The sequence below is a fragment of the Staphylococcus sp. GDY8P198P genome (assembly GCF_017891615.1).
In the GTDB taxonomy this organism is placed as follows: Bacteria; Bacillota; Bacilli; order Staphylococcales; family Staphylococcaceae; genus Staphylococcus; species Staphylococcus cohnii.
This window is the reverse complement of the sequence record NZ_JAESJQ010000024.1, coordinates 25,849-39,208: the sequence shown is the minus strand read 5'-3', so window position 1 is coordinate 39,208 and position 13,360 is coordinate 25,849. Positions and strand designations below refer to the sequence as shown.

The following is a 13,360-nucleotide window of genomic DNA, read 5'->3' as shown; positions in this document are numbered from 1 at the left end:
TAAAATACTAATTTGTGTTATCAATAACACGTTGTTTTGATTCAACATTTAATGTTGAAATCGGAATTAACGTTGACATATTGCAATTCAGTTTTCAATGTTCATTTAAATATATATGGTGGAGACTAGCGGGATCGAACCGCTGACCTCCTGCGTGCAAAGCAGGCGCTCTCCCATCTGAGCTAAGCCCCCATATTCTTTTTAAATAAGAGTCGGGAAGACAGGATTCGAACCTGCGACCCCTTGGTCCCAAACCAAGTGCTCTACCAAGCTGAGCTACTTCCCGTATTTATCATAAAATCATTCTAAAAATGGTGCGCCCAATAGGAGTCGAACCTATAACCGCTTGATTCGTAGTCAAGTACTCTATCCAATTGAGCTATGGGCGCTCTATTAAAATGATGGTGCCGAGGACCGGAATCGAACCGGTACGATGATCTCTCATCGCAGGATTTTAAGTCCTGTGCGTCTGCCAGTTCCGCCACCCCGGCAAAATAATGGAGCAGAAGACGGGATTCGAACCCGCGACCCCGACCTTGGCAAGGTCGTATTCTACCGCTGAACTACTTCTGCAAAATGAAACTGGATGAGCCATAGAGGATTCGAACCTCTGACCCTCTGATTAAAAGTCAGATGCTCTACCAACTGAGCTAATGGCTCATGAAATGGTGCCGGCCAGAGGACTTGAACCCCCAACCTACTGATTACAAGTCAGTTGCTCTACCAGTTGAGCTAGGCCGGCTATTCACTTTTGAAAATGGTGGAGGATGACGGGTTCGAACCGCCGACCCCCTGCTTGTAAGGCAGATGCTCTCCCAGCTGAGCTAATCCTCCACATATTTATTATAAAGCCTGGCAACGTCCTACTCTTGCGGAACGTAAGTCCGACTACCATCGGCGCTAAGGAGCTTAACTTCTGTGTTCGGCATGGGAACAGGTGTGACCTCCTTACTATAGCCACCAGACAAAATAACTTACTCAATGTATGATACATTGTTTATTAATCAATTACAATAGTTAATTTTACACTATCTTAAAGAAATTCACAAGTTCTTTACTTAATGCTCATTATGTAAATGCTCGTTTTTGACGACTTTTATATAATACTATGTTTTTTCATTAAAGTCAACGGTTTTCGTAACTTTTATTTAAAACATATATTTTATTTCGCACGTATTCGCGTTTACTTAACTCGACTTGAATTATCTTACCATAAGAAATCTCAGTTTACCATACCTTTTTTGGTATATTTTTATATTTAAATAGCATAAATATGCATAATTGTATCTTATTACTTTATTATTTTTAGTTTGTTGTTAAAAAAATCGCTCTATTCCATTTGTTTAAAGTTCAGATTTATAATTAAAAAGGATTAAACATCATGCCTCTTATCTGTGAGTCACAATATTTAATCCCTTAATTTAAGTTGATCTATATTATTTTTGTCTCATGTATGGGAATAATAATACATCTCTAATTGAAGCTGAATCAGTAAGTAACATAACAAGTCTATCAATACCTATACCTAAACCACCTGTTGGAGGCATACCATATTCTAATGCTTCAATGAAATCTTCGTCCATTTCATGTGCTTCATCATTACCTTGTTCTTTTTCAACTAATTGCGCTTCAAATCTTTCTCTTTGATCTATAGGATCATTTAATTCTGTAAATGCATTACCATGTTCTCTACCTACAATAAACAACTCAAAACGATCCGTAAATCGAGGGTCTTCTGGATTTTTCTTTGCTAATGGTGATATTTCTATTGGATGACCATATATAAATGTAGGTTGTATTAATGTTTCTTCAACTTTTTGTTCAAAGAATTCGTTTAAAATATGACCGTATTTCATATTGTCAGTTATTTCAACACCGTGCTCTTTAGCAAGTGTTTTAGCTTCTTCGTCACTCTGAACGTTAAAGAAATCAATACCTGTTACTTCTTTGACAGCATCTGCCATGTGAACTCGTTTCCAGTTTGATTCTAAGTCAATAATTTCTTCACCATAATTAATTTTTGCAGTGCCAAGTACTTTATTAGATATATGTCTAATCATATCTTCTGTTAAGTCCATAATATCGTGATAGTTTGCATATGCTTCGTAAAGTTCAATCATTGTGAACTCTGGATTATGACGTGTAGATACACCTTCGTTTCTAAACACGCGACCAATTTCATATACTTTCTCTAAACCACCAACAATTAATCGTTTTAAATGTAATTCTATTGCAATTCTCATATATAATGTTGCATCTAAGGCATTATGATGTGTTACAAATGGTCTTGCTGCCGCTCCACCTGCAATTTGGTGCATCATTGGTGTTTCTACTTCTAAGAATCCTTGATTGTTTAAGTAATTACGCATTTCTTGTAAAATTTTACTTCTATTAATAAAAGTTTGCGTGCTATCTTGGTTTGTTATTAAGTCTAAATAACGTTGACGATAGCGTTGTTCAATATCTTGTAAACCGTGGAATTTATCTGGTAATGGTCGTAATGCTTTTGTTAAAAGCGTGAATGATTTTGCTTTGACTGACAATTCACCAGTGTTTGTTTTGAACATAACACCTTCAATACCTACGATATCTCCTAGGTCTGCTGATTTCCATAGTTCAAATTGTTCTTCTCCAACTTGATCTTTTCTTACATAAATTTGAATTTGACCTGATAAATCTTGCACGTGTGCAAAGCCTGCTTTACCTTTACCACGTTTCGTCATTAAACGTCCAGCTATGCTGACATGACTCTCTTCTTCTTTTTCTTGTAATTCTTCTTTAGAGAATTGATCCCAATCTTCATGTAACGGAGTAGCCATTGAAGTTCGTACAAATTTTCCGCCGAATGGATCGATACCTAAATCGTATAGCTCTTGCATTTTTTGACGACGCACCTGCATTTGGTCGTTCATTTCTTCTGACATAACTTTCTCTCCTTTATACTTCTTGTTCTATTTTAATTTTAGCCCCTACTTTTTGTTAGAATGCGAGGAATATCTATCATTTATGGTTATTGTATCTTGATTTGTTCCAATCATTTCTTACTTTACCATGACCACCCTATCTTTTAAATACAAAGATGGGTATTTCCCTATGTACTCAGCACTAATTTTTCAATTTTCAATTTTACTAGAGGTCATGAATGTAATAAAGTAATTTAAGCTTATATATTTCAGCGTATGCTAAAGTATCTGTTTAATCTTTATGAATGAAACAATTTTTAAAATACGCATTTTTACTGTGCAGCAATTCAGTGTATATAACTATTACTGCAATTGTTATACAATACATGTTGTTCTAGTTAGAGTTAATCTTGTTATATCAGTTGTATTAATGATTTAACATGCTTCTACCGCGTCCAAATAATGATAGAAGAAATCAAATGAATTTCACAATTAATATATAATAAAATTGCAAGTATAGCTATTCAATAAAAATGCTTTGCTAGGACTCATTCTCATTGAATTTATACATCGTTGCTTTCTTAACCCTTATATTGTTTCACTGAATTATCTAACGTTACTAAATTTCTAATTTTTTTGTTTGTATGAGGTTCAGTAAAATCTGGCGCAATATCATTGAGTGGTATGAGCACGAAAGAACGTTCCAGCATACGTGGATGCGGTATAACCAAGTCATCTTCATTTATAATTTGTTTATCAAATAATAAAATATCAACATCTAATGTTCTAGGACCCCATCTGATATCTCTCACTCTATGCAACTGTTGTTCTGTTTCTAGGCATGCATTTAATAAATCACGAGGTGTCAGTGTCGTTTGTATTTCAATACATTGATTTAAAAATTGAGGTTGCTCAACATATCCTACAGGATCAGTTTCATAAATTAGGGATGTTTGTGTTACATTGATACCTTCTGTTTCATTCAAAATATGAATCGCTTGATTAAGCTGTGTTTCTCTATCTCCAACGTTACTTCCTAAACCTAAGTATGCATATGACATTAGAAATTCTCCCTCACTATTTCTACGCCTACACCTTCATAATGGCCTGGTATAGGTGGATTTTCTTTAGTGATTCTAACTTTCGTTTCCATTACACGATTATAGTGTGAATTTATACGTTTTGCAATACGTTCAGCTAGATGCTCTACTAAATTCACTGGTTTACTTTCCATGATTGATTTAACATCTTCATATACTTCACCATAGTGAACAGTGTCAGTAACTTTATCTGTTTCACCTGCAAGACTTAAATCAACTTTCATTGTCACATCTACGATGAATATTTGGCCAATTTCATTTTCGGCTGGTAAAGCACCGTGATAACAATAAAATTTCATACCGCTAAGAAATATCGTGTCTCTCATCCTCATTCTCCTTTAAATAATCCATGCTTTGAGCCAAACGGGCGTTGAGCATAACATTATGAACCCTCACACCTTTAACACCTTTCATTATACCATATGCAGTAGTGGCGGCTGTTGCTTCATCTCTTTCAGTTGCTTGTGTGTCTCTATCTATCATTTCTTTAATAAATCTTTTTCTACTTGTCGCTAATAGTACAGGATAATCCGTAGCTATTAACTCGTCCAAGCGTGCCATTACTTCTTTTTCTTCATCTCTTGTTTTTGCAAAACCAATGCCAGGATCTATCCAAACTTTTTCTTGGGGAATACCTGCCATTTCTGCTTTATTTGCTTGTTTCAATAAATGTAGAAGCATTTCATCCACAACTGGCATTGTTCGATTACCATCACCATTGTGCATCAATATGATCTCGCCTTCATATTTAGATACAATATCAAAGATTTTTTCGTCATATAATCCAGCCCACTGATCATTAATCATTGTAGCGCCTAATTTCATCGCTGCTTCTGCCACTTCACTTCTATATGTATCAATAGAAAGTTGCACGTCTAATTGGCTGAGTGCTTTTACAACTGGGACTACGCGTTGCAATTCTTCAGTTACACTGATTTCTTCGTAGCCAGGACGTGTAGATATACCGCCAACATCTATAATATCTACACCTTCTTCAATCATTTCTTCCGCCCTTTTAACAGCCTTTTCTACTGAATTATATTTACCACCATCAGAAAATGAATCTGGAGTTACGTTTAATATGCCCATAATTTTTGTATGTGCCATCGTTACTTTCTTCCTTTCACTGTTAAATACCTCATCGCTAGCTTAGTAATCACTATTCTATAATAACGCTAATTTATAAAATTTTCAGTAAGCAATGCTCATATAACAAAAAATTTAAGTCTAATTCATTTTACCCATTTAAATAATCAGTAATTGGCAAGAACGCATTCAAATATATTAATCATTTCGCATTTTGACCTATTTCCATTGAATTACTTAATTTTATAGACGCTATCAGCACGTCATTAACAATCATTACAATACTTCAACTTAACATTAGCTGCTGTACATGTAATTCCGTATGGGCGTATTATTATACTAAAATCTAGAAAACGACAAAATCTTCACAGAAAGCACACAAAAAAACTGTCGACAAAGTCAGTAACCTTGTCGACAGTCTGAAACTGATCAAATCTACACATGATCGGTTTTATAAATATATTTTTAATCTTCAAATGAATATAAAGGTGTTGAAAGGTAACGTTCACCATTACTTGGCAATACAGTAACGACTGTTTTACCTTTACCTAAAGATTTTGCTTTTTCGATAGCTGCATAAATTGCTGCACCTGAAGAAATACCTCCAAGTATACCTTCTTCTTTAGCAACTTTACGAGACATATCCATCGCTGTTTCATTACCTACTTTTATAACTTCGTCATAGACATTCGTATCTAAAGTATCTGGTACAAAGCCAGCTCCTAAACCTTGTAATTTATGTGGTCCTGGTTCTCCACCACTTAATACTGGTGAATCTTCTGGTTCAATAGCTACAAGATTAATATCAGGGTATTTCTCTTTCAATACTTTACCTGCACCAGTTAATGTACCACCAGTACCAACACCTGCTAAGAATGAATCAATTGTTTTCCCTTCAAATTGTTCAACCAATTCTGGACCAGTTGTCAATTCATGCACACGTGGGTTAGCTGGGTTTTCAAATTGTTGTGGTTCATAATAGCCGAATTCTTCTTTTAATTCTTTTGCTTTTTTAATAGCGCCTTTCATTGCTTCTGAACCTGGTGTTAAAACAACTTCTGCACCATAAGCTTTCAATAAATTACGACGTTCTTGACTCATTGTTTCTGGCATAGTAAATACTGCGTTATAACCTTTAGCAGCACATACAAAAGCTAAACCTATACCTGTATTACCACTCGTTGGTTCTACAATTGTATCTCCTGGTTTGATTTTTCCATCTTTCTCTGCCTCTTCAATCATTGCTAATGCAATACGGTCTTTAACTGAGCCACCTGGATTTTGATATTCTAATTTTACATAAACATCTGCAGCATTTTCATCCACCACATTGTTTAATTTAACTACTGGCGTATTACCAATTACCTCAACGATATTATTTACTGGTTTGTTTGTCATAAGTATTGCTCCTTTTCATTAAAAAGTTTAAAACCTACTTTTTCTATCGGATATACTTTATATTTTATCAGATTTTGATTTGAATACAACTAAGAAGATTGAAAATTACAATATTTTTATAATTTATACTGATTTGAACATTATTTTAAAGGATTTTTTACATCTTTTCTAATAATTCCTGTAATTCATTTTCTGTATATTGATATTTACTTCTACAAAAGTGGCATTCTGCTTCTGCACCATGATCTTCATTAATCATACTTTCAATTTCAGCTTGACCTAGTCCTTTAATTGCATTCAAAAACTTTTCGTGGCCACAATTACATTCAAAACTTGCAGGCATTTCTTCTAAAATTTGAACTTCATCTTCACCAAGTATTTCATATAAAATTTCTTCTGGCGCTAAACCTTGATCAATTAATTTCGAAACTGGTGTCATATTGTTGATTGCTGTTTCTAATTTATTAATTGTTTTTTCTTCTGCACCAGGCATCACTTGAATGATAAAACCACCTGCAGCTTTTATAGAATTATCAGGATTTACTAATACGCCTAGTCCTACAGATGATGGCACTTGTTCACTTTTTGCGAAGTAATAAGTGAAGTCATCGCCTAATTCACCGGATACAAGTTCACTTGAACCAGAGAAATAATCTTTCATTCCAACGTCTTTTACTACAGTTAATGCACCATTGGTTCCAACAGCTCTACTAACATCTAACTTCCCAACGTTATTCAGAGGAAAGTGAGTCTGTGGGTGGGTCACGTACCCTCTTACATGGCCACTGGCATCAGCATCAGCTATAATTTTACCGATTGGTCCTTGTCCATCAACCGTAACTGTTAATTTTTGTTCACCTTTTAACATAGCACCCATCATCAACGTTGCAGTCATCGTTCTGCCAAGTGCAGCTGATGCTGTCGGCCAAGTATAATGTCTTGATTGTGCTTCTTGAATACTTTCTGTAGTTAATGCACTATATGCTCTTATTTGTCCTTCGCAAGCCAATGCTTTAACGATGTAATCATTTGTCATTTCTATAATTTCTCCTTTTATACATTGTAATGTTTTAATTGTTTTCTGATTTTTATATAGAATTTCATCATACTTTTTATCAATGCAATTTATTGTAAGTGTTCAGTCAAAAAATTGCTACATATCTGTTTGTAATTTGGTCGATTGATAAATATTAAAAAAGCTTCTTTCCACATCAATATGATAGCAGAAAGAAGCTTTTTGTTCAGTTATTAATTTCTATTGCTTGGATCGTTAGGATCACTTGGGTTGCTAGGTTTATCGATATTTGGCGCTTGCTCATGACCTGTATCTTCTGAGTCATCATTGTCATGTTCGCTATCTTTACTTTCTTTATCGATATCTTTTTCTTCTTGTTGATCTTCTTCTTGTTTACCATCTTCTAGTTGTTCTTTTCGTACATCTTCATAAGATTTACCGTATTTACCTTCTTTAAATTCACTTTCTTGATCACTAACAACTTCTGCTGCATCGTAATCAACTTCTGGTAATACACCATCATAGAATAATGAACGAATTTGCTCAGCAACTAATGTTTCTTCTTTTAATAAAGATTCAGCAATTAAAAGTAATTGTGATTGATGTTCTAAAAGAATGTTTTTACAACGTTCGTATTGTTCTTTAATAATACGTTGAACTTCTTTATCAATTTCATACGCAATTTGTCCAGAATATTCTGGATCGCCTTGCATGTCTTTACCTAAGAATACTTGTCCATTACTGCTACTTGTGAATTGTACCGTACCAAGTTTCTTACTCATACCATATTCAGTAACCATTTGACGTGCGATTTGTGTTGCACGTTCAAAGTCATTTGAAGCACCTGTTGATACTTCGTTGAAATTAATATCTTCAGAAACTCGCCCACCTAGCAAACCACAAATTTTATCTAGTAATTCTGGCTCAGTCATTAGGAAGCGATCTTGTTTTGGTAACATCATTGCATAACCACCAGCTTGGCCACGTGGTACGATGGTAACCTTATGGACAACCTCTGCTTCATCAAGCACCATACCAATAATAGTATGGCCTGCCTCATGGTGTGCTACGATATTACGTTCTTTTTCAGAAATGACACGTGATTTTTTAGCAGGACCAGCAATCACACGGTCAGTTGCTTCTTCAATATCACGCATATCTATTTTCTTCTTACCTTCACGTACTGCAACTAATGATGCTTCGTTCAGCAAGTTTTCTAAATCTGCACCAGAGAAACCAGGTGTTCTTTGAGATACTGCTTTTAAGTCTACTGTTTCATCAAGTGGTTTATTTCTAGCATGGACATGTAGAATAGCTTCACGTCCTTTTACGTCTGGACGACCAACTTGAATTTGTCTATCGAAACGACCAGGACGTAATAATGCTGGGTCTAAAATATCAGGACGGTTTGTAGCAGCAATCATAATGATGCCTTCATTTTCACCGAATCCATCCATTTCAACTAGTAATTGGTTTAACGTTTGTTCACGTTCATCGTGTCCGCCACCAACACCTGCACCACGTTGACGACCAACTGCGTCGATTTCGTCAATAAAGATAATACAAGGTGCGTTTTTCTTAGCATTTTCAAATAGGTCACGTACACGGCTTGCGCCGACACCTACAAACATCTCAACGAAGTCTGAACCACTGATTGAGAAGAATGGTGTACCAGCTTCACCAGCTACTGCACGAGCTAATAAGGTTTTACCTGTACCTGGAGGTCCTACTAGTAAAACACCTTTAGGAATTCTAGAACCCATTTGTTTAAATTGTTTATTATCTTTTAAGAAGTCAACAATTTCTATTAATTCTTGTTTTTCTTCATCTGCGCCAGCTACATCTGAGAAGCGTACACGTTTTTTCTGACTGTCGTACATTTTAGCTTTGGATTTACCAAAGTTCATCATGCGACCGCCGCCACCGCCGCCTCCTTGTGCTTGACTAAGGAAGAAAATAAATAATAAGGCTATGATTAAAACTGGAATTAACGTAGTTAAGATGCTTACAAATACGCTTTGTTTTTCTTCTTCTTTAACCGTAAATTTCAATCCATCTTGACTTTGTGCTTTATCTGTTATTTTTTCAAGCTCTTTATCATTATTATATAAAATAGTTGAAGAATAATCTTCATCTTTTTTAGTTTTACCACTTACCATATATACATTTTGTTCTGGCTGAATTTCTAAGGATTTCAATTCACCTTTATCTAATTGCTTAACAAATTGATTATATGTAAGCTGTTTTGGCATATTTCCGTTACCATTTAGCCACGAAAACAAGCCAAATATAATAACGCCAATGATTGCGATAACTAGCACGTTACGAAAGGCTTTCTGCATGCGTCGTTTCCTCCTACTTCAATAATAAAACTAACAAAAATTGTAACACAATACACAAGTGTTGGGCTAGTAATTCTACTTTTGTATGTACGTTACAGTTCCTGTTATTTTTATACTTTTTTATTTTGATATACAAACAGTTAACATATACTTTATAATCTATTCTTTAAATGATTTACGTATATGTCCTCGTATTTTATCAACATACTATGTATATCGACTCATTTAATCCGATTACGTTTTACAGTATATAACAATATTTCATACGATTAAATTGTACTGCTTATTTTGAATAAATTTCTGGTTTAAGTGTACCAATATATGGTAGGTTTCTATAATTTTCAGCATAATCTAATCCGTAGCCTACTACGAATTCATCTGGAATTTTTTTACCTACATATTTTGCTTCGATATCCGCTTTGCGACGATTTGGTTTGTCTAATAATGTTACAATTTCCAGTGAATTGACTTTTCTTGATTCCAATAATTCAGTTATTGATTTTAATGTTGTTCCTGTTTCTAAAATGTCTTCAATAATCAAGATGTCTTTTCCTTCTATTGAACCACTTAAATCTTTAAGTATTTGTACTTCACCCGTTGATTCAGTACCGCCATGGTAACTAGAAACATCCATAAAATCGATAGCTAAATGTGTATCAATATGTTTGATGAGGTCTGTCATAAACATTACTGACCCTTTCAAGATACCTATACAGACAAGTGGTTTACCTGCATATGCTTCAGTAATTTTTGCACCCAAGTCTTTACATATTTGTTCTATTTCTGGCTCATCCATTAATATTTCCTTTAAATCATCTCGCATAATTTCATTCCTCTCCCGTATTTCGTATGAAAATAGTATCTTTATATTCATTATTTAAGTATAACGTACCTATAGCAATAATTGTTTCATCTGCATTGACTAAAATTGGTAATTGGTTTCGCTCAGTTTGTATAATTTTGCGATCAATAAGTAATCGACTAACTTTTTTATGTCCTTTTACACCATTTAGTTTGAATTTATCTCCATTATTTCTAGTTCTAACGACTAACGGATAATCATCTTTTGGAAAATTATCTGTTATGTCTATACTATAATGACCATAGTGATATAAGCCTGGTTGCAAAATCTTTGTTGGCACAAGACATTTATCATAATTTGCCATTATTATAAATTTATCATAAGCGATATAAATATTCCATTTATCCGTTGTATATATTGTACATTGAGTAACTTTGCCTTCGAGTTGCTGAAACCAGGATTCGTACATTTTTTCAGTCATTGATGTCGTAACCTGTAATTTTGAAAATATTTTATCTAAAATAATTATTTTAATATTATGATTTAAATTAGAAAATGCAACTCTTGGAATTACTGTTTCTGTCTTATCAGCATTTTCATGAACATGAGTTTCTATAAAATGTAACGCATTGTCATGTAATGCTTGCAGTTGCATATCATGCCAATCTTTCAACTTAAGTAACTGTTTTGTAGATAAATGGAGATTGCTATCGATGGCAGGTAAAATACGATTACGAATATCATTTCTTACATAATGATTTTCAGCGTTTGTCTCGTCTTCATAATAAGGTACCTCATAATTTTGCTGATAGTTTCGAATGTCCGCTTTTGTTGTTTCTAACAATGGTTTGCACAACATATAAGCGTCTCGTGAAGTCAGATATGACATACCTAAACTACTTCTAGTTGAACGTCCAGTCATCAACCGATAAAAGATAGTCTCAATTTGATCATCTTGATGATGTGCGGTTAATAAGACGTCCGCATCCAGCTCCACCATCATATCATCAAACCATTGATATCGTTCGTTCCTTGCAATATTTTCAATGCTGTTACCTTGTTCAATGACTTTCGATAAATCTAAATGATGCACGAACAATGGAATTTGATACGACTCACAATATTTTCTTATAAATGATTCTTCTTCTTGTGCAATATCACGAATATTATGATTCACATGTAAGCAAGTTAATTTTCTATACGATTGAGACAACTGATTAATTAAGTTGTGCAATAATACCATGCTATCAATCCCCGTTGAAACGGCTAACACAATATGTTGGTCTTTATTCCAACCATCAGCATTAACTTCTACCATAGCTTACCTCCTATGTCACAATGCGAAAGATTTTTTACCTTTGAGTTTTACATGTACGTTGCAACGTCTGTACACAACAAAAAATAGACTGTTTCCTTAAGTAAGAAAACAGTCATTTATTGTCAAAGTCAAACGTCATTAAAATCATATTAAATGTTGTACTTAACAATTAATTTCAGTTCTCTTGGGAACAGTCTTATTTTATATATTTTAGCGTCTAGCGCCTTTTCCACCACGTCTAGATTCCGTTTGACGCTTAATAGAAGTCAATTTATCTTCGCTATCTTTTAAGAAGTTTGTTAGTTTCTTTTCAAAGTCCTCACCTTTAGGTTGAGGTTGTTTATAATTTGGTTTGCTTTGAGGTCTACGTGGACGATCTTTTGCTTTTTTGATAGATAAACTAATTTTTCCATCATCAGCAATTGAAAGCACTTTAACTTCAACTTCATCACCAACAGATAAGTGATCTTCTACGTTTTCAACGTAGTTATCTGCAACTTCACTTATGTGAACTAAGCCACTCTTTCCTTCTGGAAGTTCGACAAAAGCGCCAAACTTTTTAATTCCAGTGACTTTACCTTTAAGCTTGTTTCCTACTTCGATTGACATATTATAAATAAATCCTCCCGATTCGTTTCGATTTTAACCCTATTATATGCCTGTTTGCATAAATTAACAATGGTATAATGATGCAAAAAATTAAATTCACTTATTTATCATCATTTTGCGCCTTAGATTTAGTGTCAGATTTATTATCTCCAGGCAATTTGAAAATAACTTCCCCATCATTACTTAGATAGTAATCATCACGTGCAACTTTTTCAATATAATCTTTATCATTTAAATTATTTAATTGTTCTTTTAGTGCTAATTCTTCATCTTGTTGCTTTTGATACTTTTGTTCTTTTTGTTGACGTTCAACTGAATCTTCATTGTTACTTTGTTTTTGAGTGACAAGCATGATGGCTAAAATGATAATAATCAGTAGTAAAATACCACCAAATAAAGTGATACGTTTACGAACAACACGCTTTCTCATTTGTTGCTGCTGCTTTTTTTTGTTTTCTGCTGAAGTATACGTATTGCCTATATTTTCAACTTTTTTATTCATTTGCTTGTCACCTCCTATGTTTATATTTCACTAACTTTTTCTTCTTTAATGAGTTCATACATACCTTTTGCATTTTCTTTTGTTGCATGTTCGCTCAAACCTGTGACTTTAATTGTTACAATTTTTTGTCCAAATCGAATAACGAGTTCATCTGTTTCTTTTACATCAGTACCTGCTTTAGCAACTACGCCATTTACAGTAATACGTCCTTGATCACTGATTTCTTTTGCTAATGTACGACGCTTTACTAATCTTGAAACTTTGAGATATTTATCTAATCTCATC

12 protein-coding genes, 8 tRNA genes and 1 rRNA gene are annotated in these 13,360 nt (G+C 34.1%); all 21 read right to left on the bottom strand.

Annotated features, from left to right (window positions below; all coding sequences use genetic code 11):
• Window positions 1-116: 116 nt before the first annotated feature.
• Window positions 117-192 (bottom strand) — tRNA-Ala (locus KA824_RS12575).
• Between the two features lie 20 nt (window positions 193-212).
• A tRNA-Pro gene (locus KA824_RS12570) sits at window positions 213-286 on the bottom strand.
• Between the two features lie 26 nt (window positions 287-312).
• Window positions 313-389: transfer RNA gene (locus KA824_RS12565), tRNA-Arg, on the bottom strand.
• A gap of 13 nt (window positions 390-402) precedes the next feature.
• Window positions 403-491: transfer RNA gene (locus KA824_RS12560), tRNA-Leu, on the bottom strand.
• A gap of 7 nt (window positions 492-498) precedes the next feature.
• Window positions 499-573 (bottom strand) — tRNA-Gly (locus KA824_RS12555).
• Window positions 574-587: 14 nt separating this feature from the next.
• Window positions 588-660: transfer RNA gene (locus KA824_RS12550), tRNA-Lys, on the bottom strand.
• A gap of 6 nt (window positions 661-666) precedes the next feature.
• Window positions 667-742, bottom strand: a tRNA-Thr gene (locus KA824_RS12545).
• Between the two features lie 16 nt (window positions 743-758).
• A tRNA-Val gene (locus KA824_RS12540) sits at window positions 759-834 on the bottom strand.
• A gap of 16 nt (window positions 835-850) precedes the next feature.
• A 5S ribosomal RNA gene (rrf, locus tag KA824_RS12535) occupies window positions 851-965 on the bottom strand.
• Window positions 966-1,436: 471 nt separating this feature from the next.
• Window positions 1,437-2,924 (bottom strand): lysine--tRNA ligase, encoded by a 1,488-nt coding sequence (gene lysS / locus KA824_RS12530; RefSeq protein ID WP_181187775.1) that lies wholly within the window; start codon window positions 2,922-2,924, stop codon window positions 1,437-1,439.
• Window positions 2,925-3,484: 560 nt separating this feature from the next.
• Complete coding sequence (gene folK, locus KA824_RS12525) at window positions 3,485-3,964, bottom strand: 2-amino-4-hydroxy-6-hydroxymethyldihydropteridine diphosphokinase (protein WP_107386282.1); 480 nt, start codon at window positions 3,962-3,964, stop codon at window positions 3,485-3,487.
• Entirely contained in the window at window positions 3,964-4,329 is a 366-nt protein-coding gene (gene folB / locus KA824_RS12520) for a dihydroneopterin aldolase (protein WP_107386283.1), read from the bottom strand. Before folB ends, folK begins: the two co-directional genes overlap by 1 nt.
• The gene (gene folP, locus KA824_RS12515) at window positions 4,307-5,110 is read right to left on the bottom strand and encodes a dihydropteroate synthase (RefSeq protein WP_107384077.1); all 804 of its coding nucleotides are present in this window, start codon (window positions 5,108-5,110) and stop codon (window positions 4,307-4,309) included. The genes folB and folP overlap by 23 nt, the downstream gene beginning before the upstream one ends.
• A gap of 444 nt (window positions 5,111-5,554) precedes the next feature.
• A complete protein-coding gene (cysK, locus tag KA824_RS12510; RefSeq protein ID WP_107386284.1) occupies window positions 5,555-6,487 on the bottom strand; it encodes a cysteine synthase A in 933 nt (310 codons plus the stop codon).
• Window positions 6,488-6,644: 157 nt separating this feature from the next.
• Window positions 6,645-7,523: an Hsp33 family molecular chaperone HslO gene (gene hslO, locus KA824_RS12505; RefSeq protein ID WP_107386285.1), complete on the bottom strand. Its 879-nt coding sequence runs from the start codon at window positions 7,521-7,523 to the stop codon at window positions 6,645-6,647.
• Window positions 7,524-7,735: 212 nt separating this feature from the next.
• Window positions 7,736-9,844 carry an ATP-dependent zinc metalloprotease FtsH gene (ftsH, locus tag KA824_RS12500; protein ID WP_107386286.1) on the bottom strand — a complete coding sequence of 703 codons (2,109 nt, stop codon included), beginning with the start codon at window positions 9,842-9,844 and terminating at the stop codon, window positions 7,736-7,738.
• A gap of 283 nt (window positions 9,845-10,127) precedes the next feature.
• Window positions 10,128-10,667: a hypoxanthine phosphoribosyltransferase gene (hpt, locus tag KA824_RS12495; protein ID WP_210133276.1), complete on the bottom strand. Its 540-nt coding sequence runs from the start codon at window positions 10,665-10,667 to the stop codon at window positions 10,128-10,130.
• 4 nt (window positions 10,668-10,671) lie between these two features.
• Window positions 10,672-11,964: a tRNA lysidine(34) synthetase TilS gene (tilS, locus tag KA824_RS12490; RefSeq protein WP_107386287.1), complete on the bottom strand. Its 1,293-nt coding sequence runs from the start codon at window positions 11,962-11,964 to the stop codon at window positions 10,672-10,674.
• Window positions 11,965-12,174: 210 nt separating this feature from the next.
• Window positions 12,175-12,573 carry a S1 domain-containing RNA-binding protein gene (locus tag KA824_RS12485; RefSeq protein ID WP_019467962.1) on the bottom strand — a complete coding sequence of 133 codons (399 nt, stop codon included), beginning with the start codon at window positions 12,571-12,573 and terminating at the stop codon, window positions 12,175-12,177.
• Between the two features lie 100 nt (window positions 12,574-12,673).
• On the bottom strand, window positions 12,674-13,075 hold the full coding sequence (locus tag KA824_RS12480) for an FtsB family cell division protein (RefSeq protein ID WP_107386288.1): 402 nt from the start codon (window positions 13,073-13,075) through the stop codon (window positions 12,674-12,676).
• A 20-nt stretch (window positions 13,076-13,095) separates the two neighbouring features.
• A complete protein-coding gene (locus KA824_RS12475) occupies window positions 13,096-13,359 on the bottom strand; it encodes an RNA-binding S4 domain-containing protein (protein WP_107384081.1) in 264 nt (87 codons plus the stop codon).
• Window position 13,360: the final 1 nt, after the last annotated feature.